This is a genomic window from Aeromonas sp. BIGb0445, from assembly GCF_024809075.1.
In the GTDB taxonomy this organism is placed as follows: Bacteria; Pseudomonadota; Gammaproteobacteria; order Enterobacterales; family Aeromonadaceae; genus Aeromonas; species Aeromonas rivuli.
In genome coordinates this window covers 243,718-264,379 of record NZ_JANUES010000004.1, presented here as the reverse complement: position 1 = coordinate 264,379, position 20,662 = coordinate 243,718, and the positions used below count along the sequence as shown (strand labels likewise).

The following is a 20,662-nucleotide window of genomic DNA, read 5'->3' as shown; positions in this document are numbered from 1 at the left end:
AATGAGCATTATCTCCAAGGCCTATGCAGACGTCGGTGCCGGTCCCCAGGGTGGCGGCATGGAAATGATCATCATGCTGGCCGTGTTTGGCCTGATCTTCTACTTCATGATCTATCGTCCGCAAGCCAAGCGTGTGAAGGAACATAAAAACCTGATGAGCTCACTGGCCAAGGGCGATGAAGTGCTCACCTCCGGTGGCCTGGTCGGTAAAATCGCCAAAGTCTCCACCGAGAACGACTATCTGGTACTGGCCCTGAACGATCAGACCCAGGTCACCATCAAGCGTGATTTCGTCACCGCCGTTCTGCCCAAAGGTTCTATCCAGTCCCTTTAATCTCCCAAGGAGCACAGCGTGTTAAACCGCTATCCGCTGTGGAAATACCTGATGGTGATCATCGTGATCGCCATCGGTTTTCTATATGCAGCCCCCAACCTGTACGGTGAAGATCCGGCTCTGCAAGTCTCCGCCAGTCGCGGTGCCGAAGTTCAGCTCAAGACGCTGGATCAGGTTAAAGCGATCCTGGATGAGGCCGCTATTCCGGTCAAACATGCCGCCTTCGAACATGACCAGATCCTGGTCCGTTTCACCAATACCGAAGATCAGCTCAAGGCCCGTGACCTGGTTGCGTCCAAGCTGGGTGATGACTTTGTCACCGCGCTGAACCTGGCGCCGTCCACGCCCGCCTGGCTCGAGGCGATCGGTGCCGCTCCCCTCAAGCTGGGTCTCGACCTGCGCGGTGGTGTGCATTTCCTGATGGAAGTGGACATGGCCGAGGCGCTGGTCAAGCAGCAAGATCAGATGGTGCAGGATTTCCGTACCGAGCTGCGTACCCAGAAGATCCGTTACTCTGGGGTGCGCCGCAGCGGCGATCAGGTTGAAATCCTGTTCCGTGATGAAGCGGATCAAGAGAAGGCCATCGCCCATCTGCGCCGCCAGAATGCGGATCTGACCTTCAACAGCGAGCAGAAGGGTGATGACTTCCTGATCCTGGCTACCTTGAGTGAAGCCAAGATCAAGGAGGTGAAGAAGTACGCTCTCGAGCAGAACATCACCATCATCCGTAACCGGGTCAACGAGCTGGGCGTCGCCGAGCCGCTGGTGCAGCAACAGGGTGCCGAGCGCATCGTGGTCGAGCTGCCCGGTATCCAGGATACCGCCCGTGCCAAGGAAATTCTGGGCGCCACCGCGACCCTGGAATTCCACATGGTGGATGAGACCGCCGATCCCCAGGCTGCCGCCGATGGCCGGGTACCGCCGAGCTCCAAGGTCTATACCGATCGCAATGGCCGCCCCGTGGTGCTGCAAAAACGCATCATCCTGACCGGTGACCATATTGTCGGTGCCCAGTCGGGCTTCGACGAGTACAGCCGTCCCCAGGTCAACATCAAGCTCGATGGCCAGGGTGGCAACAAGATGGCCAACTTTACCAAGGACAATGTGGGTAAAGGCATGGCCACCGTATTCATCGAATACAAGCCGGTGGGTCAACCCGGTCCGGACGGCAAGCGCAAGTTCCGCAAGCAGGAAGAGGTGATCAACGTCGCGACTATCCAGTCACGGCTGGGAAGCCAGTTCCGCATCACCGGCATAGACAACGCCAACGAAGCCCACAACCTGGCGCTGCTGCTGCGTGCCGGTGCCCTGATTGCGCCCATCCAGATAGTGGAAGAGCGCACTATAGGCCCGAGCCTCGGTCAGCAGAACATCGACAACGGTATGGAAGCCATCGGCTGGGCCATGCTGGTGATAGTGCTGTTCATGGGGATCTACTACCGTGCGTTCGGTTGGGTGGCCAACCTGGCCCTCACCATGAACCTGGTGCTGATCGTCGGCATCATGTCGATGATACCGGGGGCCACCATGACTCTGCCGGGTATCGCCGGTATCGTCTTGACGCTGGGGATGGCGGTGGATGCGAACGTGCTGATCTACGAGCGTATTCGTGAAGAGATCCGCAATGGTCGCGGGGTGCAGCAAGCCATTCACATGGGCTTCGACCGCGCTTTCTCGACTATCGCCGACTCGAACATCACCTCGCTCATCACCTGTGTGATCCTGTTTGGTATCGGCACCGGGGCCATCAAGGGCTTCGCCCTGACCCTGGGTATAGGTCTGACCGCCTCCATGTTTACGGCCATCACGGTATCCCGCGCCATTATCAACCTGGCCTGGGGTGGACGGCGCATCGACAAGCTGCCGATCTAAGGAAGAGACATGTTTCAGATTCTACATTTTGAAAAGCCCATCCCCTTCATGCGCTTTGCCAAGTCGGGAATGGTGTTCTCTGCCTTGCTGACGATACTCGCCCTGTTCTGCCTGTTCGATCGGGGTTTGAACTGGGGGCTGGACTTTACCGGTGGTACCACCATCGAGGTGGGGTTCCAGCAGTCGGTGAGCCTGGACAAGATGCACGAAGCACTGGCAGAGCGGAAGATTGAAGGGGCGACCCTGCAATTCTTCGGTTCCAGCCGTGACGTACTGGTGCGCATGACTCCGAAAGAGGGGGTCAAGGTGGAGCAACAGGGCAACGAAGTCTTGGCAGCTGCGAAGCTGGTTGATGAAGGCGCCATTCTCAAGCGAGTCGAATTCGTCGGCCCTTCGGTGGGTGATGAACTGGCGACAGACGGGGCCTTGGCCATGCTGGCTTCCATCCTCTGTATCCTGGCCTACGTGGCGGTGCGGTTTGAGTGGCGGCTGGCGATGGGGGGTATCCTCTCCCTGGCGCACGATGTCATCATCACCCTCGGCATCTTTGCCTACTTCCAGTACGAGTTCGACTTGACCGTATTGGCGGCCTTGATGACTCTGGTGGGTTACTCCCTGAACGACACCATAGTGGTGTTTGACCGGGTGCGGGAGAACTTCCGCAAGGTGCGCAAAGGAGATACCCCCTACATCATGGATCTCTCCATGACCGAAACCCTGAGCCGGACCATCATCACCTCGGGGCTGACCTTCGTGGTGGTGGTGGCGCTGCTGCTCAAGGGCGGACCCTTGATCCATGGTTTTGCCATCGCCATGGTGATCGGGGTGGCCTTCGGGACCTACTCCTCCATCTATGTGGCGAGTGCCTCCGCCATGTTCTTCGGCATCAAACGGGAGCACATGCTGCCGACCCAAGTCGATAAAGAAGGAGCCGATCTACCAGAGATCATGCCCTGATTGCTGGTCGACAGCCTTGATGAAAGAGAGCGCCTCCGGGCGCTCTCTTTTTTTGAGCGGCGCTATGGGTTGCACAAGGAGGGGGGTGACAAATGCGCCCATCCCCCGTATGGTCATGGCTTGCTATCTTCCGGGCGGGCTCCCATGCCAGCCGTGATCCGCCATTCCTGACCGCAAGGAGCCTTCCATGCAACACAGTCCCCGTTTCCTCGCTTTGGTTGAGGCCATTCGTGGCCAGATTACCGAAACCGATGTGCACCAGATAAAACGTTGGCAGGATGAGGGGCGCACCTTTCACCTGATTGATGTCCGCGAGGAGAGCGAGTGGGCCAAGGGTCATCTGCCGGGGGCCAGTTACCTCGGCAAAGGGGTGATCGAGCGCGATATCGAGCTCCGTTACCCGGATCCTGATACGGAACTCTTCCTTTACTGCGGTGGCGGCTTTCGCTCCATATTGGCGACCGATGCCCTGCAGAAGATGGGATATCGCCATGTGGTCAGCGTCGATGGAGGCTTTCGGGGCTGGTCCGAGGCTGGATACCCTGTCGAATCCTGATTTATTTGTCGAGAAGCAGGCCAGCCACATGACAAAGCCTTGCTTCCTCTTTACCATATGCCAGGTCAAGGGTCTGGGTCGGAGTGTTCATTGAGCGTCAGTAAAGGGATGGGATACCTGCTCGGTGTCCTGGTGTTGCTGCCCCTGTGGGGATGCAGCAGTAGTAGTCAGGTAGAGCCCCCTAAAGTTACCCAACCGCAGCCCACATCGCTGGTGCTGGCGACGCCGTTACAGGTTTCCTATCAGAGCGAACTGGCCCTGGCCCGTCTGGGACAGATGCTGGGTGAGATGGAGCTGACTCCTGAGCAACGTGCCGAGCTGTTCTACGAGCGCGCCGTGGTGTTCGATCGGGTGGGACTGCGTTCCCTGGCCCGGCTCGACTTCAACCGCGCCTTGCGGGAGAAGCCGGACTTTGCCGAGGCCTACAACTTTATCGGTGTCTATCTGGTTCAGCAGCAGAACTATGACGAGGCCTATGAGGCATTCGACTCGGCGCTGGAGCTGGCCCCGGATTATGACTATGCCTATTTGAATCGTGGCATCGCCCTCTATTACGGCAACAGAGCCGCGCTGTCCGTCTCGGACATGAAGCGTTTCTATGATGCCCAGCCCGAAGATCCCTACCGGGCCCTCTGGTTCTATCTGGCCGAGCGAAAACTCGACGAGTCGACGGCCATGAGCCATCTGCGGGATCACCTGAACAAGCAGGGTGATGGTGCCTGGAACTGGGATCTGGTGCGCCTTTACACCGGCCAGATCAATGCGACCCAGCTGATGGGCAGCGTGGTGAAAGGGGTCAAGGACAACCGTGAACTGGCCGAGCGCCTGTGCGAGACCTACTTCTATCTCGGCAAGTTCGAGCTGTTCAAGGGTAACCGCAAAGAGGCGATCAGCTACTTCAAGCTGGCGCTGGCCAACAACGTCTATGACTTCATCGAGCACAGATATGCGTTGCTGGAGCTGGAGTTGATGGCGAGAAAGTCGCCGCCCCCGGGCAGTCAGCCCCAGGGCGAGCAAAGCGGCAAACCCGCCGCGCTCTAAGTTGCGCTGTTAACATAAAGGCCTCATTGCGAGGCCTTTATTGTTGTTGGTGCCGTGCTCATTGCGCCAGGCGGATGCCCGGGATCTGGTGCCAGTAGCCGTTGCATTCGCGATCCCCCGAGAGGGGCAGGGGAGCCAGGCCCTGCTGGTTGGCCCTGAACTGGGCCAAGGTATCCAGGGTATCCATCCCTTGTGGGGAGAGGCGCACCACATCCACCAGACCCGCCATACCGCCAAGTTCATTGCCCAGGTTGTAGCAGTAACCTGATTGGGTCTGGATCCCATTGAGGTTGAAGAGCGGTTGTCCCTCCCGACTCAGGGCCTGGCGGCCGGTCGGATAGTGGATGCAGGCCAGCTCGCAGCCATCCTTGGGTTTATCCAGGGAGCGGGCCGTGAAGCAGCGGGCCGAATAGGCCAGCGGCAGATAGCCATGGCCGAACAGTTCCACCTCGAAATGCTGGCGATCCGTTGCCAAGTCCTGGTTGAGAGTGACCAGCCAGTCGCGGGAGAGCTCCACCGGCATCACCCAGCGTGTCATGCCCTGTTTGAGCAGCATGCGCAGCACCTCGGCGTTATAGGCGTTGATGGCGGGGCCGCAGACGAAGGGCACGCCAGCCTCCCGGGCGAGCTGTACGGCGCCCAGATCGTTCGCCTCTATCATCAGTTCGCCATTGTCGACCAGCCGCTTGAGTTCCTTGAGTTCGGACGGAGCCGAAATGAGCGCCAGGGTGGAGAGTACCCCCTGTTTGCCGCTCGCCGCGACCTGCTTGGCGAGGGCTATCCACTCCTCGACCTTGAATTCACGGCGTTTGCTGCACACCGTCTCGCCCAGATAGATGATGTCGGCATCGCTGGCCATGGCGGCCTGATAGAAAGCCTGGGTATCGGTCTTGGGCCAGTAGAAGAGCAGGGGGCCGAGAGAAAATTGCATTAGTTGTGCTCCTTGCCGTCATGCTGGCAGTGGAAGATATTGCCGTCTTGTCTGAGAGAGCGGGACATGGGGCCTCTCCTTATTGCCATTTGCGGTGATAGGCGCCGAGGGTGGTTTGACTGCCCTCGGAGACGCGGGCGAGCTGGGCATCCCACTCGGGCTTGACGCTGTAGTGCTCGGGATCGCTCAGGTAGCTGTCGATGGCCGCGCGCCATACCCGGGTGACCTGTTCGACGTAGGCCGGGCTGCGCTGGCGCCCCTCAATCTTGACTGACTGCACGCCGGCACCAAACAGCTCGGGCAACAACCCCAAGGTGTTGAGGCTGGTGGGTTCCTCCAGGGCATGATAAGTCTGGCCATCCACCTCGAAGCGCCCCTTGCACAGGGTCGGGTAGCCGGCGTTTTCACCGGGTCCGTAGCGATCGATCAGCACCTCGTTGAGCCTGGACTCGAGCCCTTTTGGGGTCTCTTCCCAGCGCACGTACTTGGCCGGTGAGCAGGCGCCGACGGTGTTGGGGCTCTCCCCGGTCAAGTAGGAGGAGAGGTAGCAGCGCCCCTCCGCCATGATGCAGAGGCTGCCAAAGGCGAAGACTTCCAGGCCGACGTCGGTCTCGCGGGACAACTGCCTGACCTGATGCATGGAGAGCACCCGGGGCAGCACAATGCGGGTCGCCTTGAACCCTTGCTGATAGAAGCGGATCGCGGCGGCATTGGTGGCGCTGGCCTGCACCGAGACATGGAGTTCCATCTCGGGGTAGCGGCGGCTGGCATAATCGAGCACGGCCAGATCGGCGATGATGAGCGCATCGGCGCCGAGTTCCACCCCTCTGTCTACCGCTTGTTGCCACCTGGCATGCTGGTTTGGGTGGGCGAAGGTGTTGATGGCGATATGCAGCTTGCGGCCATGTTGATGGACATAGTCGACCGCTTTTTCCAGCTTGCCGCCATCGAAATTGAGCCCCGCGAAATGGCGGGCATTGGTGTCATCCTTGAAGCCGATATAGACGGCATCTGCGCCGTTATCCACGGCACTTTTCAGGGCCGGCAGGCTGCCTGCCGGGCAGAGTAATTCCATCGGTTGTGCTCCGATCACGCAAAAGTGTCCCGATTGTATGCAGGGTTGTCGTCACGCTTTTTGACCTGAGGCAGTTTTCGGTGGCTTTACCCAGAGAGGGTTAACCGCGCACAAGTTTGATTTTCAACAGGATCCATCTCCTCGACCTGTGCTTGAATGCCCGAAAACCTCATGAGGAGTGAACCGTGTTTCAACAACTGCAGCACCGTCTGGTCGAACGGGCCCCCCAACTGCTGCGCCGCCCTTTGGGGCTGGTGCCCTTTACCCTGCAGCGCAGGTTGATGGAACCCTTGCTGGCCCGGGTGTTTCGGGAGGCTATCGCGGACGGGGATCTCGACTTCCTGACGGACAAGTGGCTGAAGGTTGAGGTGACGGATCTGGCACTGTCCTGGTTCATCAGCCTGCGCGAAGGTCAGCTGGCGGTGGTCAAGGGGGCACCTCGGGTGGATGTCAGCTTCAGCGGTGGCGCCGAGGATCTCATCCTCATCGCGGCGCGCAAGGAAGATCCGGACACGCTCTTCTTCCAGCGTCGCCTCAAGATTGAAGGGGATACCGAACTTGGCCTCGAGCTCAAGAACCTGATAGACAGCCTGGACCTGGCCTACCTGCCTGCCTTGCTCAAGTACCCCTTGCTGGATCTGGCGCACTTCATCGAGCGCGGAAAGGGAGCCTCAGAACAAACGGTGGCGACGGCGCAAGGTGCAGCGCTTCAGTTGTGACACCAGCCCCGGGGTATGGTGGCGATGCAAGTGTCTTGCCCAGAGGCAGCGCAGGGCCCAGCCAGCGGCAAGCAGCGCTAGCCAACGCCCTTGCTCGTGCTGGCCCAGGGCAATGGCCAGCCCGAGCAGGAGAAAGGGCTGCGCTTCATAGAGCCATTCGGGGCGAAACCAGCTATGTCGCGGATAGACCACCAGATCGGTGCGCCTGTAGCTGGAGCGCATCATCCAGATCAGGGCGCCACAGCCAAACAACAGGGCGCCAGCCCCCCATAGCAGGGGGTGATGGCCAAGCAGTAGCAGCAGGCTCCCCCCGCCCAGATAAGCGCTTGGCAAACTTTCGTATAACCTGCGTGGCAACATGCCGGCGTACCTCTGAACCGTCTCCCTATCTTGTTAGTCCCGACTCCCTGGGGGATTAGTTCCCGCTTACCGTGAAATGGATCGGTATTTACGATGCCAAAAGGGGGATTGGCTATGTTACAATTGCGCGCCATTTTTCACGAAAGATTGACCAGGCATGTTGGATAAGATTCGTATCGTCTTGGTAAACACCTCTCACACCGGCAACATGGGCTCGGCCGCTCGCGCCATGAAGACAATGGGCCTGAGCAATATGATACTGGTTGATCCCCAGGAGCTGCCCGATAGCCATGCTAACGCCCTGGCGGCGGGTGCCAGCGACATACTGGCCAATGCCCGTGTCGTTGCGACCCTGGATGAGGCGATCGCCGATTGTGCCCTGGTGATCGGTACCAGCGCGCGTTCGCGTACTCTGAGCTGGCCCATGCTGGATCCGCGCGAAGCGGGAGAGCAGCTGGTGAGGGAGGCGAACCAGCATCCGGTTGCCTTGGTCTTTGGCCGTGAGCGCACGGGGCTCACCAATGACGAACTGCAGAAGTGCCACTTCCATGTGGCCATTCCGGCCAATCCCGAATATAGCTCCCTCAACCTCGCCATGGCGGTGCAGACCCTCTGCTACGAGATACGCATGCACTGGCTGGCGAGCCAGGAGCAGGTCCCAGAGCCCATGAACGAGGTCGCCTACCCGAGTGGTGAACAGCTTGATGGCTTTTATCGCCATCTGGAGCAGACACTGCTGCAGACCGGCTTCATTAGCGAAGAGCATCCGGGGCAGGTGATCAACAAGTTGCGTCGCCTGTTCAATCGGGCCCGTCCCGAGGCGGTCGAACTCAACATCTTACGCGGCATATTGACGTCGGTTCAGAAACCAAGACCGCAGGATTAATCCCGACTAAAACGGTCAACTATATACTTGACTGAATTAGTCGGGTATGTGACCATTATTGCCAATTGGTTCGCAAGACGGTAACGGATATGAGACTGACTTCCAAAGGACGTTATGCAGTAACCGCCATGCTCGACGTGGCGTTGCATGCTGATCAGGGGCCTGTGCCCCTGGCTGATATTTCCGAGCGCCAGGGCATCTCTCTCTCCTATCTGGAACAGTTGTTTGCCCGCCTGCGCAAGCATGGTCTGGTGAGCAGTGTGCGCGGCCCCGGCGGCGGATATCGACTCGGTCTGGATCCGGCGGCCATCTCGGTCGGCCAGGTGATCACCGCAGTCGATGAGTCGGTCGATGCCACCAAGTGCTTGGGGAAAGGTGGCTGCCACGGTGGCACCCAGTGTCTGACCCACTCCCTGTGGCGCGATCTCAGTGAGCGCATCTCCAGTTTCCTCGGTGATATCTCCCTGGCCGAACTGGTCGGGCAGACAGATGTACGCCGCATTGCTGACAAGCAAGATGAACAGATGAAGACCGTGTTGTCCCTGGTTGATCGGGTAGAACGCGGCGATGTGAGCTTGAAAGTCCAACTATAAACGTGCTTTCCACAGCCAACCGATGTGTGGTGGGTCTGTAACGGAGAAAAAGATGAAACTGCCTATATACCTTGATTATTCGGCAACCTGCCCTGTTGACCCCAGAGTCGCAGAGAAGATGATGCAGTGCCTCACCATGGATGGCCTGTTCGGCAATCCAGCTTCCCGTTCTCACCGTTTCGGCTGGCAGGCTGAAGAGGCGGTTGACCTGGCCCGTAATCAAGTGGCAGAGCTCATTGGTGCCGATCCCCGCGAGATCGTGTTCACCTCTGGTGCGACTGAATCCAATAACTTGGCCATCAAGGGCATAGCACACTTCTATGCCAGCAAGGGCAAGCACATCATCACCTCCAAGACTGAACACAAAGCGGTGCTCGACACCTGCCGTCAGCTGGAGCGTGAAGGCTATGAGGTGACTTACCTCGAGCCGCTGCCCAACGGTCTGTTCACCCTTGAGCAGATTGAAGGCGCCATGCGCGACGACACCGTGCTGGTCAGCATCATGCACGTCAATAACGAGATCGGCGTGGTACAAGATATCGCGGCCATCGGCAACCTGTGCCGTTCGCGCAAGATTTTCCTGCACGTCGATGCCGTTCAGAGCGCGGGCAAGATCCCGGTCGATGTCGAAGCCCTCAAGGTCGACCTGCTCTCCGTCTCCGCTCACAAGGTCTATGGCCCCAAAGGCATCGGTGCCCTCTATGTGCGCCGCAAGCCCCGGGTTCGTCTGGAAGCCCAGATGCACGGTGGCGGTCATGAGCGCGGCATGCGCTCCGGCACCCTGCCGACTCATCAGATTGTCGGCATGGGCGAGGCGTTCCGCATCGCCAAAGAAGAGATGGCCAGCGAAGCGCCGCGGATGATGGCCCTGCGCCAGCGTCTGTGGGACGGGGTGAAAGACATGGAAGCCGTTTACATCAACGGTGACCTCGAGCAGCGCGTGCCGGGCAACCTCAACGTCAGCTTTGCCTATGTGGAAGGGGAATCCCTCATCATGGCACTCAAGGATCTGGCGGTCTCTTCCGGCTCAGCCTGTACCTCCGCCAGCCTGGAACCCTCTTATGTATTGCGCGCCCTGGGTCTGAACGACGAGCTGGCACACAGCTCCATTCGTTTCACCATGGGTCGCTTCACGACAGAAGAAGAGATCGACTATGCAGTCGAGCTTATCCGTGGCTCCATCGGTCGTCTGCGCGAGATGTCTCCCCTGTGGGAGATGTACAAGGACGGCGTCGATCTGAACACGGTCGAATGGGCACACCACTGATCCTCAAGGTCAATGGCTACAACGGAATTAGCAGGAGTTAATCATGGCTTACAGTGAAAAAGTAATAGACCACTACGAAAACCCCCGTAACGTCGGTGGTTTCGACAAGAACGATCCCAGCATTGCCACCGGCATGGTCGGTGCCCCTGCGTGCGGCGACGTCATGAAGTTGCAACTGAAGATCAGCGATGCTGGCATCATCGAAGATGCCAAGTTCAAGACCTATGGTTGTGGCTCTGCCATTGCCTCCAGCTCCCTGGTGACCGAATGGGTCAAGGGCAAGACCCTGGACGAAGCGGCTGGCATCAAAAACACCGACATCGCCGAAGAACTGGCACTGCCACCGGTCAAGATCCACTGCTCCATCCTGGCTGAGGATGCCATCAAGGCAGCCATCGCCGACTACAAGCAGAAGAAAGGTCTCGTTTAAGGTCCGGAGAGCAGTATGGCCATTACCATGACAGCATCCGCGGCAGAGCGGGTATCCAGTTTTCTGATCAACCGGGGCAAGGGCTTGGGCCTGCGCCTCGGCGTCAAGACCACCGGCTGCTCTGGGCTCGCCTATGTGCTGGAATTCGTCGATGAGTTGAATGACGGGGACAAGGTGTTCGAGCAAGAGGGTGTCAAGATCATCGTCGACGCCAAGAGCCTTGCCCACCTGGATGGCACCGAACTGGACTTCGTCAAGGAGGGCCTCAACGAGGGCTTCCAGTTCAACAACCCCAACGCCAAGGGCGAGTGTGGTTGTGGCGAAAGTTTCAGTGTCTAAGGGTACCTCATGAACCATTTCGAGTTGTTCGGTCTGGCGCAGGGGTTCGAACTTGATATCCGCCAGCTGGGGGATACCTACCGCCAACTGCAAACTCAGTTCCATCCAGATCGTTTCGCCACCGCTCCCGAACGGGAGCGGCTGGCTTCAGTGCAGCAAGCCGCTCGCATCAATGATGCCTTCTCTACCCTCAAAGCCCCCTTGCGCCGTGCTGAGTATCTGCTCTCCCTGCGTGGCACTGACATTCGCGCCGAACAGCAAACCCTGCAAGATACGGGGTTTCTGATGCAGCAACTGGAGTGGCGTGAACGCCTCGCAGACCTCAAGTCCGAGGCGCAACCTGAGACGGCCATCGCGGATTTTCGCCGCGAAATCGACCAGGAGCATCACCACCTGATGCAACAGCTGACCGAGACGCTCGCCATGGGCGAGGATCTCAAGGCGGCCGATTGCGTGCGCAAACTCAAGTTCGTCGACAAGTTGCTCGAAGAGCTGGAGCGCTTCGAAGACTCGCTGTTCGAATATTGATCTTCTAACGCTGGAAATGTGATACCCCATGGCATTACTGCAAATCGCCGAGCCCGGCCAGAGCGCCGCGCCTCATCAGCATAAACGTGCCGTCGGCATCGATCTGGGCACCACCAATTCGCTGGTTGCCGCGGTGCGTAGCGGTCAGGCAGATACGCTCAATGACGCACAGGGTCGCGCCCTGCTGCCTTCTGCCGTCCACTATCAGGCTGACAGCATCCGGGTCGGTTTCGATGCGAAAGCCGAGGCCGCCCAGGATCCCCAGAACACCATCATTTCGGTCAAACGCATGATGGGCAAGGCGCTGGCGGATCTGGATACCCGTCAACAGCCCTACGAATTCGTGGCAAGCGACAAGGGATCACCGCAGATCCTCACTCGCCAGGGGCTGGTCAATCCGGTGCAGGTCTCGGCTGAAATTCTCAAAGCGCTGGCCGCCCGTGGCGCCGCGACCCTGGGCGGCGACCTCGACGGCGTCGTGATTACCGTACCCGCCTATTTCGATGACGCCCAGCGCCAGGGCACCAAGGATGCGGCTCGTCTTGCCGGTCTGCATGTGCTGCGTCTGCTCAATGAGCCCACCGCCGCCGCCATCGCCTATGGCCTGGATTCGGGGCAGGAGGGGGTGATTGCCGTGTACGATCTCGGCGGCGGTACCTTCGACATCTCCATACTGCGTCTGCATCGTGGCGTGTTTGAAGTGATGGCCACCGGCGGTGATTCCGCCCTGGGTGGCGATGACTTTGATCACCTGCTTGCCGACTGGCTCAAGGCCCGGGCCGGGCTGGAAGGGCAGCTGGATGCGCGCTTGCAACGGGAACTGCTCGATGCCGCAACCGCCATCAAGCATGGGCTGACCGATGCAGACACTGTCTCCTGTGCCTTCGCCGGCTGGCAGGGCGAATGCTCCCGCGGCCAGTTTGACGAACTGATTCTGCCCCTGGTCAAGCGGACCCTGCTGGCCTGTCGCCGGGCCCTGAAAGATGCCGGTCTCAGTGCCGATGAGGTGCTGGAAGTGGTCATGGTCGGCGGCTCAACTCGCGTGCCGCTGGTGCGTGAGCAAGTCGGGAGTTTCTTTGGCCGCACGCCGCTCACCAGCATAGATCCGGACAAGGTGGTGGCTATCGGCGCCGCCATTCAGGCCGATATTCTGGTGGGCAACAAACCCGATGCCGAGATGCTGTTGCTGGATGTGATCCCGCTCTCCCTGGGACTCGAGACCATGGGCGGCCTGGCCGAGAAGGTGATCCCGCGCAATACCACCATACCGGTGGCTCGCGCCCAGGAGTTCACTACCTTCAAGGATGGCCAGACTGCCATGGCAATCCACGTGGTGCAGGGTGAGCGGGAACTGGTGGCAGATTGCCGCTCCCTTGCCCGCTTCACTCTGACCGGGATCCCGCCGATGGCGGCAGGCGCGGCTCATATCAGAGTTACCTTCCAGGTGGATGCCGATGGCTTGCTTTCGGTCAGTGCCATGGAGAAATCCTCCGGGGTTCAGGCTGACATTCAGGTCAAACCCTCTTACGGACTGGCCGAGGATGACATCCTCAGCATGCTGACCGCCTCCTTCGAGCATGCGGAGCAGGATATGGCCGCCCGTATGCTGGCCGAGCAGCAAGTGGACGCGGACCGGGTGATCGAGAGCCTCAATGCCGCGCTGGCCGTGGATGGTGAGGCGCTGTTGAGCCCGGCCGAACGCAGCCAAATCGACGGGGCCATCGCCCACCTGCTGGCCATGCGTGCCACAGGAACAACCAATCAAATCAAAGATGCCATCGAGGCGGCGGATGCCGCCAGTGGCGAGTTTGCCTCCCGTCGCATGGATGCCTCCATCCGCAAGGTGCTGACTGGCCAAGACGTTAACAAGGTGTGATATGCCAAAACTGATCATTTTGCCCCATCCCGAACTTTGCCCGGAAGGGGCTGCCCTGGAAGGGGCAAGCGGTGAAACCATATTGGACATCGCCCTGCGCAATGGCATAGAGATAGAGCATGCCTGTGAAAAGTCCTGCGCCTGCACCACCTGTCACTGCGTGGTGCGTGAGGGGTTTGATTCCCTTGAGCCGAGCGATGAGCTGGAAGATGACATGCTGGACAAGGCCTGGGGTCTGGAGCCCGAGTCCCGTCTGAGCTGTCAGGCGCGTCTGGCGGATGAGGATCTGGTGGTGGAGCTGCCCAAGTACACCCTCAACCTCGCCTCCGAGCGGCACTGATTGCGCACTGGTTAATTGAGCATGCAGTCAGTCCTGACATAAAAGTGATATGGTGAAGGCCGTGACCCGAAAGGGGACGGCCTTTTTTATCGCCCGATTTTCCGTGTTCCGCCAGTTCGGATTGCAGGGCGAGAAGCCGACAATTTGCCAAAAAGAGTATGCCAAAGAAAAGGAAGCAAGAGAGATGGCTGAGATGATGAATGTAGTGTTGTCCACCCAGGCCGCCGCCGCTCACTGGGGCGAGGGTGCCTTGTTGAGTTTTAATGGCGATGAGACCCTGGTGCATCTTGATAAAGAGCCGTTGCGCGCCATCCAGCGTGCCGGTCGTCGCCTGGAGTCCTCCGGCATCAAGCGGGTTCGCCTGGCTGGTGAAGCCTGGGATCTGGAGCGCCGTTTCGCCTTTGCCCAAGGTTTCTATGCCGCCAAGGGCGAGCGGGCGCTGGAGTTCGGCGAGCAGTCGGCCGAGGATGCCAAGGCCCTCGATGGCCTGCTCAAGGCGAGTGCCTGGGTGCGGGACGTGACCAACGGCTGCCCGGAAGAGATCTACCCCATGAGCCTGGCGGAATCAGCCCTGCTGCTCATTCGCGGTCTGGCCGGTGACAAGGTGACCGCGCGCATCACCAGCGGTGAAGCCTTGAAGGAGGCGGGTCACATCGGCATCTGGTCGGTGGGACGGGGCAGCGAGCGCGAACCCGTGCTGCTGGAGCTCGATTACAACCCGACTGGCAACCCGGACGCGCCGGTGGCGGCGGCCTTGGTCGGCAAGGGGATCACCTTCGACTCCGGCGGCTACAGCATGAAGTCATCCGATGGCATGCTGCCGATGAAATCGGACATGGGTGGCGCCGCCATGGTAACCGGGGGTCTGGCACTGGCCATCGCCCGTGGCCTGGACAAGCGGGTCAAGCTCATCCTCTGCTGCGCCGAGAACCTGGTCTCCGGCCACGCCTTCAAGCTCGGCGACATCCTTACCTATCGCAACGGCATCAGTGTCGAGATCCAGAATACCGACGCCGAGGGCCGCTTGGTACTGGCCGATGGCCTGCTGACGGCGGGCGAAAGTGGCGCGCCTTATATCCTGGATGCCGCCACCCTGACTGGCGCCGCCAAGATGGCGCTGGGGCGTGATTACAATGCGTTGTTCGCCCTGGATGAGGCCGAACATGCCCGTGGCCTGGCTGCCGCCAAGGCGGAGCATGAGAAAGCCTGGGTGCTGCCGCTGGAGACCTGGCACCAGGGCCAGCTCGGCTCCTCGTTTGCCGACATGAGCAACGTGGCCACGGCCGAGGGCACAGCCGGCGCCACCACGGCCGCCGCCTTCCTGTCGCGCTTCGTCCGTGACGAAGGCAAGGGGTGGCTGCACATGGATTTGGCGGGCGCCTATCAGAAAGCGGGTAACGATCTGTGGGCCACCGGTGCCAAGGGTCATGGCCTGCGCACCATTGCACGTTGGCTCGAAGAGGTTTCAGCATGAACATCTGGTTAAGTCGTGAATTTGCCAGCGCCGAATGGGGTGAGGGCGCGCTTGTCTCCCACCGCGCCGATGGCGCCCAGATCCATCTGGTGAGTGCGAGCCCTCTGCAGGATGTCCAGCAGGCGGCGCGTTGTCTCTGCAACCAGGGGATCTACAAGGTCAGCCTGGCTGGTCACTGGGACAGAGAGCAGCAGTGGGCTTTCGCCCAAGGGTTGCAGACCCCGAAACGGGAGGTGGAACTGCAATGGGCCACCTGCAGCGAGGAGGACAGGGCCGAACTGGAGGCTCGCTGGCTGTGCGGACGCTGGGTGCGCGAGATGACCAACGCCACCCCCGAGCAGTTGGGGCCATTGGACTTGGCGGTCGAAGCAGCCGCTTTTATTACCGAACTGGCACCGGACAGAGTGAGCCATCGCATCCTCAAGGGAGAAGCCCTGGCCCAGGCGGGTTGGGTCGGCCTCTATCAGGTCGGGCGCGGCAGTGATCGCGAGCCTGTCATGCTGGAGCTGGACTTCAACCCGAGCAAGGATCCCAAGGCCCCGGTCGCGGCGGCCCTGGTTGGCAAGGGCATCACCTTCGATTCGGGCGGCTACTCCATGAAGACCTCCCAGGGCATGCTGACCATGAAGCATGACATGGGGGGCGCCGCCATCGTCACTGGCGCCCTGGCGCTGGCCATGCTGCGCGGTCTGAACAAGCGGATAAAGCTGATCCTGTGCTGCGCCGAGAACCTGGTCTCGGGCCATGCCTACAAGCTGGGTGATATTCTGACCTACAAGAACGGCACCACGGTGGAGATAGTGAACACCGATGCCGAGGGGCGCCTGGTGCTGGCCGATGGCCTGCAGCTCGCCGGTGAATCCGGTGCGCCGCTTATCATCGATGGCGCCACCCTGACGGGGGCGGCGGTGATGGCGCTGGGGGGGCGTTACAATGCCCTGTTCGGCCTGGACAAGGGGCTGGTGAGCCGGGCCATGGTCTATGCGGAATCCGAGCAGGAAGCCGCCTGGCCGTTGCCGCTCGAACCCTGGCATAGCCAGCAGTGTCCGTCCCACTATGCCGATACTGCCAACAGTCGCCCGGTGCCGGGTGGCGGCCCGGGTGGCGCCTCCAACGCGGCCGGTTTCCTCTCCCGCTTCGTTGCCAACGAGGGGCAGGGCTGGCTGCACATCGATCTCGCCGCGTGCTTCAACGAGAACGGCGATGGCCTGTGGGCGCCGGGGGCCAATACCCTGGGGATGCGCACCATAGCCCGTGCCCTGCAGGAAGAGACCCGCTGAGGCACCGTCCAGTGCGGGATCCTGTAGCACTGTGATCAGAAGGCGCCATGATGGCGCCTTCTTGCCTTGGCAAGAGCCACACTACCCATTTTTGAGCCAATAGCCGCCTGCTAGCCGGAAGGAAGGGCGCAGTCGTCGCCGGATAGCGGGCTGCGATGCCAGCAAGAGACGCTAGCTTTTACGGCCTTTACCAAGATATCGTGGGGAAGAGCACGTTTTTTGTGCTTGAGCTGCGGCAAGATAGGCGGGCATGTTGTTTTAACGATGAATTTGTTTAACAAAAAGTTGCCTTTTTGTGTGTTATTCCGGTTTTTGTTTACGTATAATCGCCGCCGAACACGAATTCTCATCATAAATCTCTGTAGTTTAAGGAAGATCTAATGGCTATCGAACGTACCTTCTCTATCGTCAAGCCGGATGCTGTCAGCAAGAACTTGATCGGTGCCATCTACAACCGCTTTGAGAGCGCGGGCTTGCGTATCGTCGCAGCCAAGATGATCCACATGAGCGCTGAGCAGGCCGGTGGTTTCTATGCCGAGCACAAAGAGCGTCCCTTCTACAACGCACTGGTAGCCTTCATGACCTCCGGTCCTGTCATGGTGCAAGTGCTGGAAGGTGAAGACGCCATTCGTCGCAATCGCGAAATCATGGGCGCCACCAACCCGGCCGATGCCCTGGCGGGTACCCTGCGCGCCTGCTTCGCCGAGAGCATTGACCGCAATGCCGTGCACGGCTCCGATGCCCCGGCTTCTGCTGCCCGTGAAATCGCCTATTTCTTCAGCGATGACGAGATCTGCCCACGCGTCTGATGATGCCGGCAGTGACATTTAGCAAAGGGAGCTTCGGCTCCCTTTCGTTTTTTGGCGAAAAGGCTGATAACCCCGTATGCTGCGGGTGGAAAGGCGGACACATTATTTGTACAATGCCGCCCCCTGACGACTGTCAGCAATAATTTTGTAGTTTGTGGACTGAGGCCTTTGATGAGCGAAACAAAAACCAACCTGCTGGATCTCGATCGGGATGCCATGCGTGCCTTCTTCGTCGAGCTAGGCGAGAAGCCGTTCCGGGCAGATCAGATAATGAAGTGGATCTATCACTTTGGTTGTGATGATTTCGATCAGATGAACAACGTCAACAAGGCGCTGCGTGAACGCCTCAAGACCATCGCCGAGATCCGGGCTCCGGAGATCAGCCGCGAGCAACGCTCTTCCGATGGCACCATCAAGTGGGCACTGCAAGTCGGCGATCAAGAGGTCGAAACCGTCTATATCCCGGAAGGGGACAGGGCGACTCTGTGCGTCTCCTCTCAGGTCGGTTGTGCCTTGGCCTGTACCTTCTGCTCCACCGCCCAGCAAGGCTTCAACCGTAACCTCAAGGTCTCCGAGATCATCGGCCAGGTATGGCGCGCCGCCAAGGTGGTGGGGGGCAAACGACCCATCACCAACGTGGTGATGATGGGCATGGGTGAGCCGCTGCTCAACCTGGCCAACGTGGTGCCGGCCATGAAGCTGATGATGGATGATTTTGGTTTCAGCATCTCCAAGCGCCGCGTCACCCTCTCAACCTCAGGGGTAGTCCCCGCGCTGGACATGCTGGGCGACCAGATTGATGTGGCGCTGGCTATCTCTTTGCATGCGCCGAATGACAAGCTGCGCTCCGAGATCATGCCGATCAACGACAAGTACAATATCGAGAACTTCCTGGCCGGGGTACGCCGTTATCTGGCCAAATCCAACGCCAACGGTGGCCGGGTCACGGTGGAATATGTGCTGCTCGATCATATCAATGACGACATGCAGCAGGCCCACGAGTTGGCCAAGGTGCTCAAAGACACCCCCTGCAAGATCAACCTGATCCCGTTCAATCCCTTCCCGGGCAACCCCTTTGGCAAGCCGAGCAACAGTCGCATCGACCGTTTCTCCAAGGTGTTGATGGAGTACGGCTTCACCGTGATAGTGCGCAAGACCCGGGGAGAGGACATCGATGCGGCCTGTGGCCAGCTGGTGGGGGAGGTGATCGATCGCACCAAACGCACCATGAAAAATCGGATGCAACAGGAAGGGATTTCCGTCAAAATGGTCTAACCGCTAAGCCATTGTATAGTCAGGGAAATGGATACACGTAAATTGATACTGGTGGCGGCGCTTTGTGCGCTGTCCGGCTGCGTGACCGAGACTAGCTACGTTGGCCCGAACTCGACACAACGCGAAGTTGGCCCCGACCTCAAGGCGGCAGCCCAGACCAGACTGGATCTGGGCCTCCAATATTTGCGTCAGGGCAATGCCGAACAGGCAAAATTCAATCTGGACAAGGCACTGCAGTACGATCCTGACAATGCCCAGATCCAGGTTGGCTTTGCCTATTTCTTCCAGCAGGTGCAGGATTACAAGTCGGCCGAGGCGAGTTATCGGAAAGCCTTGGCCATGGATCCGACCAATGCTGACGCGATGAACAACTATGGGGCCTTCCTCTGCAATCGCGGCCGTTTCGACGAGGCCGACAAGGCATTCAACCAGGCGATTGCGCAACCTGACTACGTCAAGGTGGCCAATACCTATGAGAATGCGGCGATTTGTGCATTGCAAAACAATCGAAAAGAGAAAGCGAGCGAGTACTATCATCTTGCCTTGGGGTATAATCCCCGGGATCCAAGGTTATTGCTGGACTTGGCCGAGCTTTCCATGAAAGATGACAAGCTGACCGATGTGCAGGACTATCTCGTTCGTTTTGCGGCCGTGGCCGATGAGAACGAAGAGAGTCTCTGGTTGAGACTGCGTCTCGCCCAGTCGATGGACAAACCGGCATTACTTCACCAATTCGGGACTGAGCTGGTACAGCGCTTTCCCTCTTCGCCACAAGCCAAGCGTTACTTAGCCAATGACTATTGAACAGCAACACGACTCTCAAGACGAATCTCAGGCAGCAGGCCCAGGCCAGCTGCTGCGCGCCGCTCGCGAACAGCTTGGCTGGACCCGTGAACAGGTTGCATCACGCCTTCATCTTCGTCTGACCCTGATTGCGGCTATCGAATCAGATACTTACGATAAGAACACGTCGCACACCTTTATCCGTGGCTACCTGCGCACTTATGCCAAGCTGGTCAGCGTACCGGAAGAGACAGTCCTGGCTGCCTACACCAAGTTGGGACTGACGCCGCCGGACAACATTGATATGCAGAGCTTCTCGCGCCGCTCCCGTCAGCAGGCCAATGACAGTCGCCTCAAGCTGGTGACCTGGTTGGTGATCCTGGCGCTGATCGGCTTGTCTGTCGCCTGGTGGTGGCAGAGTACGGCCAAGCGCTCTGCAGGGGAGGACGCGCTCGCCGCCAGCGAGATCAGCGCACCGGCCGAACCACAGGTTGCAACCGACGTGAATGAGGCGACTCAGGGCGAACTGCCTGTCGCAGAGACAGCGCCTGTTGCCGAGGTGGAGCCCGCTGCTCCCGCCGTTGACCAGAACACCACGGCGAGTGCAGCCGTCAACACGGCCCCGGTTGAAGAGATTGTGGTGAGCGACGCGGTGGCCACTGTGCCTGACTCTGCGACTGAACCTGCGACCAGCGTGCCGCAACTCAAGTTGAACTTTGCCGCCGATTGCTGGCTCGATGTGAAAGACAGCACGGGCAAGACCCTGTTCAGCGGTCTCAAGAAGGCCAATGATGAATTGACCCTCGCCGGGACAGCCCCCTTCAAGTTCATCATTGGTGCGCCCATGGCCGTCAAGATTGAATTTGAAGGCAAGTCCATCGACATGAGCCGTTACAACAACGGCCGGACCGCCAAGTTCGCGTTGCCGCAGGAGTAA

Annotated in this window: 23 protein-coding genes; 20 read left to right on the top strand and 3 right to left on the bottom strand. The window is 59.5% G+C overall.

From position 1 onward, the window contains the following. Position 1: 1 nt before the first annotated feature. From yajC to nlpI, 5 genes are all read left to right on the top strand, one after another. Positions 2-334, top strand: coding sequence for a preprotein translocase subunit YajC (gene yajC, locus M2367_RS11170; protein ID WP_005899993.1), 333 nt, complete (start codon positions 2-4; stop codon positions 332-334). A gap of 18 nt (positions 335-352) precedes the next feature. After that, positions 353-2,206, top strand: coding sequence for a protein translocase subunit SecD (gene secD, locus M2367_RS11165; protein WP_259236707.1), 1,854 nt, complete (start codon positions 353-355; stop codon positions 2,204-2,206). Positions 2,207-2,215: 9 nt separating this feature from the next. Continuing rightward, entirely contained in the window at positions 2,216-3,163 is a 948-nt protein-coding gene (gene secF, locus M2367_RS11160; RefSeq protein ID WP_042043734.1) for a protein translocase subunit SecF, read from the top strand. A gap of 187 nt (positions 3,164-3,350) precedes the next feature. Beyond that, on the top strand, positions 3,351-3,719 hold the full coding sequence (locus M2367_RS11155) for a rhodanese-like domain-containing protein (RefSeq protein ID WP_042043736.1): 369 nt from the start codon (positions 3,351-3,353) through the stop codon (positions 3,717-3,719). A gap of 90 nt (positions 3,720-3,809) precedes the next feature. Beyond that, on the top strand, positions 3,810-4,760 hold the full coding sequence (gene nlpI, locus M2367_RS11150; protein WP_310504066.1) for a lipoprotein NlpI: 951 nt from the start codon (positions 3,810-3,812) through the stop codon (positions 4,758-4,760). A gap of 58 nt (positions 4,761-4,818) precedes the next feature. Here nlpI and M2367_RS11145 read toward each other — a convergent pair whose 3' ends face one another. Both M2367_RS11145 and M2367_RS11140 read right to left on the bottom strand, forming a co-directional pair. Beyond that, positions 4,819-5,691 carry a U32 family peptidase gene (locus tag M2367_RS11145; RefSeq protein ID WP_259236706.1) on the bottom strand — a complete coding sequence of 291 codons (873 nt, stop codon included), beginning with the start codon at positions 5,689-5,691 and terminating at the stop codon, positions 4,819-4,821. Positions 5,692-5,770: 79 nt separating this feature from the next. Then, positions 5,771-6,766, bottom strand: coding sequence for a peptidase U32 family protein (locus M2367_RS11140; protein WP_259236705.1), 996 nt, complete (start codon positions 6,764-6,766; stop codon positions 5,771-5,773). Between the two features lie 185 nt (positions 6,767-6,951). Between M2367_RS11140 and M2367_RS11135 the strand changes: the two genes are divergently transcribed. Continuing rightward, positions 6,952-7,485, top strand: coding sequence for an SCP2 domain-containing protein (locus M2367_RS11135; RefSeq protein WP_259236704.1), 534 nt, complete (start codon positions 6,952-6,954; stop codon positions 7,483-7,485). Here the strand turns inward: M2367_RS11135 and M2367_RS11130 are convergent. Further along, positions 7,438-7,845, bottom strand: a complete 408-nt coding sequence (locus M2367_RS11130; protein WP_259236703.1) for a hypothetical protein — start codon at positions 7,843-7,845, stop codon at positions 7,438-7,440. The two genes, M2367_RS11135 and M2367_RS11130, sit on opposite strands and share 48 nt — an antisense overlap. Before the next feature lie 157 nt (positions 7,846-8,002). On the opposite strand from M2367_RS11130, the gene trmJ reads away from it, so the two are divergent. From trmJ to M2367_RS11060, 14 genes are all read left to right on the top strand, one after another. Continuing rightward, the gene (gene trmJ / locus M2367_RS11125) at positions 8,003-8,731 is read left to right on the top strand and encodes a tRNA (cytosine(32)/uridine(32)-2'-O)-methyltransferase TrmJ (RefSeq protein WP_042043743.1); all 729 of its coding nucleotides are present in this window, start codon (positions 8,003-8,005) and stop codon (positions 8,729-8,731) included. A gap of 89 nt (positions 8,732-8,820) precedes the next feature. Further along, positions 8,821-9,324: a Fe-S cluster assembly transcriptional regulator IscR gene (gene iscR, locus M2367_RS11120; protein ID WP_042043744.1), complete on the top strand. Its 504-nt coding sequence runs from the start codon at positions 8,821-8,823 to the stop codon at positions 9,322-9,324. Between the two features lie 52 nt (positions 9,325-9,376). Next, the gene (locus M2367_RS11115) at positions 9,377-10,591 is read left to right on the top strand and encodes an IscS subfamily cysteine desulfurase (RefSeq protein WP_042043745.1); all 1,215 of its coding nucleotides are present in this window, start codon (positions 9,377-9,379) and stop codon (positions 10,589-10,591) included. Positions 10,592-10,634: 43 nt separating this feature from the next. Then, positions 10,635-11,021 carry a Fe-S cluster assembly scaffold IscU gene (iscU, locus tag M2367_RS11110; protein ID WP_005907033.1) on the top strand — a complete coding sequence of 129 codons (387 nt, stop codon included), beginning with the start codon at positions 10,635-10,637 and terminating at the stop codon, positions 11,019-11,021. Between the two features lie 15 nt (positions 11,022-11,036). Continuing rightward, positions 11,037-11,360 carry an iron-sulfur cluster assembly protein IscA gene (gene iscA / locus M2367_RS11105; protein ID WP_005907034.1) on the top strand — a complete coding sequence of 108 codons (324 nt, stop codon included), beginning with the start codon at positions 11,037-11,039 and terminating at the stop codon, positions 11,358-11,360. A gap of 9 nt (positions 11,361-11,369) precedes the next feature. Further along, on the top strand, positions 11,370-11,888 hold the full coding sequence (gene hscB, locus M2367_RS11100; protein WP_224432689.1) for a co-chaperone HscB: 519 nt from the start codon (positions 11,370-11,372) through the stop codon (positions 11,886-11,888). Positions 11,889-11,916: 28 nt separating this feature from the next. Beyond that, complete coding sequence (gene hscA, locus M2367_RS11095; protein WP_224432690.1) at positions 11,917-13,764, top strand: Fe-S protein assembly chaperone HscA; 1,848 nt, start codon at positions 11,917-11,919, stop codon at positions 13,762-13,764. Position 13,765: 1 nt separating this feature from the next. After that, positions 13,766-14,104, top strand: a complete 339-nt coding sequence (gene fdx, locus M2367_RS11090; protein ID WP_005907038.1) for an ISC system 2Fe-2S type ferredoxin — start codon at positions 13,766-13,768, stop codon at positions 14,102-14,104. Between the two features lie 184 nt (positions 14,105-14,288). After that, entirely contained in the window at positions 14,289-15,578 is a 1,290-nt protein-coding gene (gene pepB, locus M2367_RS11085; RefSeq protein ID WP_259236702.1) for an aminopeptidase PepB, read from the top strand. Continuing rightward, positions 15,575-16,858 carry an aminopeptidase PepB gene (gene pepB, locus M2367_RS11080; RefSeq protein ID WP_259236701.1) on the top strand — a complete coding sequence of 428 codons (1,284 nt, stop codon included), beginning with the start codon at positions 15,575-15,577 and terminating at the stop codon, positions 16,856-16,858. The genes pepB (M2367_RS11085) and pepB (M2367_RS11080) overlap by 4 nt, the downstream gene beginning before the upstream one ends. 380 nt (positions 16,859-17,238) lie before the next feature. Continuing rightward, complete coding sequence (gene ndk, locus M2367_RS11075; protein WP_224432693.1) at positions 17,239-17,667, top strand: nucleoside-diphosphate kinase; 429 nt, start codon at positions 17,239-17,241, stop codon at positions 17,665-17,667. 171 nt (positions 17,668-17,838) lie between these two features. Further along, on the top strand, positions 17,839-18,942 hold the full coding sequence (locus M2367_RS11070) for a bifunctional tRNA (adenosine(37)-C2)-methyltransferase TrmG/ribosomal RNA large subunit methyltransferase RlmN (protein ID WP_042043756.1): 1,104 nt from the start codon (positions 17,839-17,841) through the stop codon (positions 18,940-18,942). 27 nt (positions 18,943-18,969) lie between these two features. Then, the gene (pilW, locus tag M2367_RS11065) at positions 18,970-19,746 is read left to right on the top strand and encodes a type IV pilus biogenesis/stability protein PilW (protein ID WP_042043758.1); all 777 of its coding nucleotides are present in this window, start codon (positions 18,970-18,972) and stop codon (positions 19,744-19,746) included. Then, positions 19,736-20,662 (top strand): RodZ domain-containing protein, encoded by a 927-nt coding sequence (locus M2367_RS11060; protein ID WP_259236699.1) that lies wholly within the window; start codon positions 19,736-19,738, stop codon positions 20,660-20,662. The genes pilW and M2367_RS11060 overlap by 11 nt, the downstream gene beginning before the upstream one ends.

Excerpts from the sequence above, each read along its gene's own strand:
- yajC (WP_005899993.1), top strand. The coding sequence starts at position 2 with ATGAGCATTATCTCCAAGGCCTATGCAGACGTCGGTGCCGGTCCCCAG.
- secF (WP_042043734.1), top strand. The coding sequence starts at position 2,216 with ATGTTTCAGATTCTACATTTTGAAAAGCCCATCCCCTTCATGCGCTTT.
- M2367_RS11155 (WP_042043736.1), top strand. The coding sequence starts at position 3,351 with ATGCAACACAGTCCCCGTTTCCTCGCTTTGGTTGAGGCCATTCGTGGC.
- M2367_RS11145 (WP_259236706.1), bottom strand. The coding sequence starts at position 5,691 with ATGCAATTTTCTCTCGGCCCCCTGCTCTTCTACTGGCCCAAGACCGAT.
- M2367_RS11140 (WP_259236705.1), bottom strand. The coding sequence starts at position 6,766 with ATGGAATTACTCTGCCCGGCAGGCAGCCTGCCGGCCCTGAAAAGTGCC.
- M2367_RS11130 (WP_259236703.1), bottom strand. The coding sequence starts at position 7,845 with ATGTTGCCACGCAGGTTATACGAAAGTTTGCCAAGCGCTTATCTGGGC.
- trmJ (WP_042043743.1), top strand. The coding sequence starts at position 8,003 with ATGTTGGATAAGATTCGTATCGTCTTGGTAAACACCTCTCACACCGGC.
- iscR (WP_042043744.1), top strand. The coding sequence starts at position 8,821 with ATGAGACTGACTTCCAAAGGACGTTATGCAGTAACCGCCATGCTCGAC.
- M2367_RS11115 (WP_042043745.1), top strand. The coding sequence starts at position 9,377 with ATGAAACTGCCTATATACCTTGATTATTCGGCAACCTGCCCTGTTGAC.
- iscU (WP_005907033.1), top strand. The coding sequence starts at position 10,635 with ATGGCTTACAGTGAAAAAGTAATAGACCACTACGAAAACCCCCGTAAC.
- iscA (WP_005907034.1), top strand. The coding sequence starts at position 11,037 with ATGGCCATTACCATGACAGCATCCGCGGCAGAGCGGGTATCCAGTTTT.
- hscB (WP_224432689.1), top strand. The coding sequence starts at position 11,370 with ATGAACCATTTCGAGTTGTTCGGTCTGGCGCAGGGGTTCGAACTTGAT.
- hscA (WP_224432690.1), top strand. The coding sequence starts at position 11,917 with ATGGCATTACTGCAAATCGCCGAGCCCGGCCAGAGCGCCGCGCCTCAT.
- fdx (WP_005907038.1), top strand. The coding sequence starts at position 13,766 with ATGCCAAAACTGATCATTTTGCCCCATCCCGAACTTTGCCCGGAAGGG.
- pepB (WP_259236702.1), top strand. The coding sequence starts at position 14,289 with ATGGCTGAGATGATGAATGTAGTGTTGTCCACCCAGGCCGCCGCCGCT.
- pepB (WP_259236701.1), top strand. The coding sequence starts at position 15,575 with ATGAACATCTGGTTAAGTCGTGAATTTGCCAGCGCCGAATGGGGTGAG.
- ndk (WP_224432693.1), top strand. The coding sequence starts at position 17,239 with ATGGCTATCGAACGTACCTTCTCTATCGTCAAGCCGGATGCTGTCAGC.
- M2367_RS11070 (WP_042043756.1), top strand. The coding sequence starts at position 17,839 with ATGAGCGAAACAAAAACCAACCTGCTGGATCTCGATCGGGATGCCATG.
- pilW (WP_042043758.1), top strand. The coding sequence starts at position 18,970 with ATGGATACACGTAAATTGATACTGGTGGCGGCGCTTTGTGCGCTGTCC.
- M2367_RS11060 (WP_259236699.1), top strand. The coding sequence starts at position 19,736 with ATGACTATTGAACAGCAACACGACTCTCAAGACGAATCTCAGGCAGCA.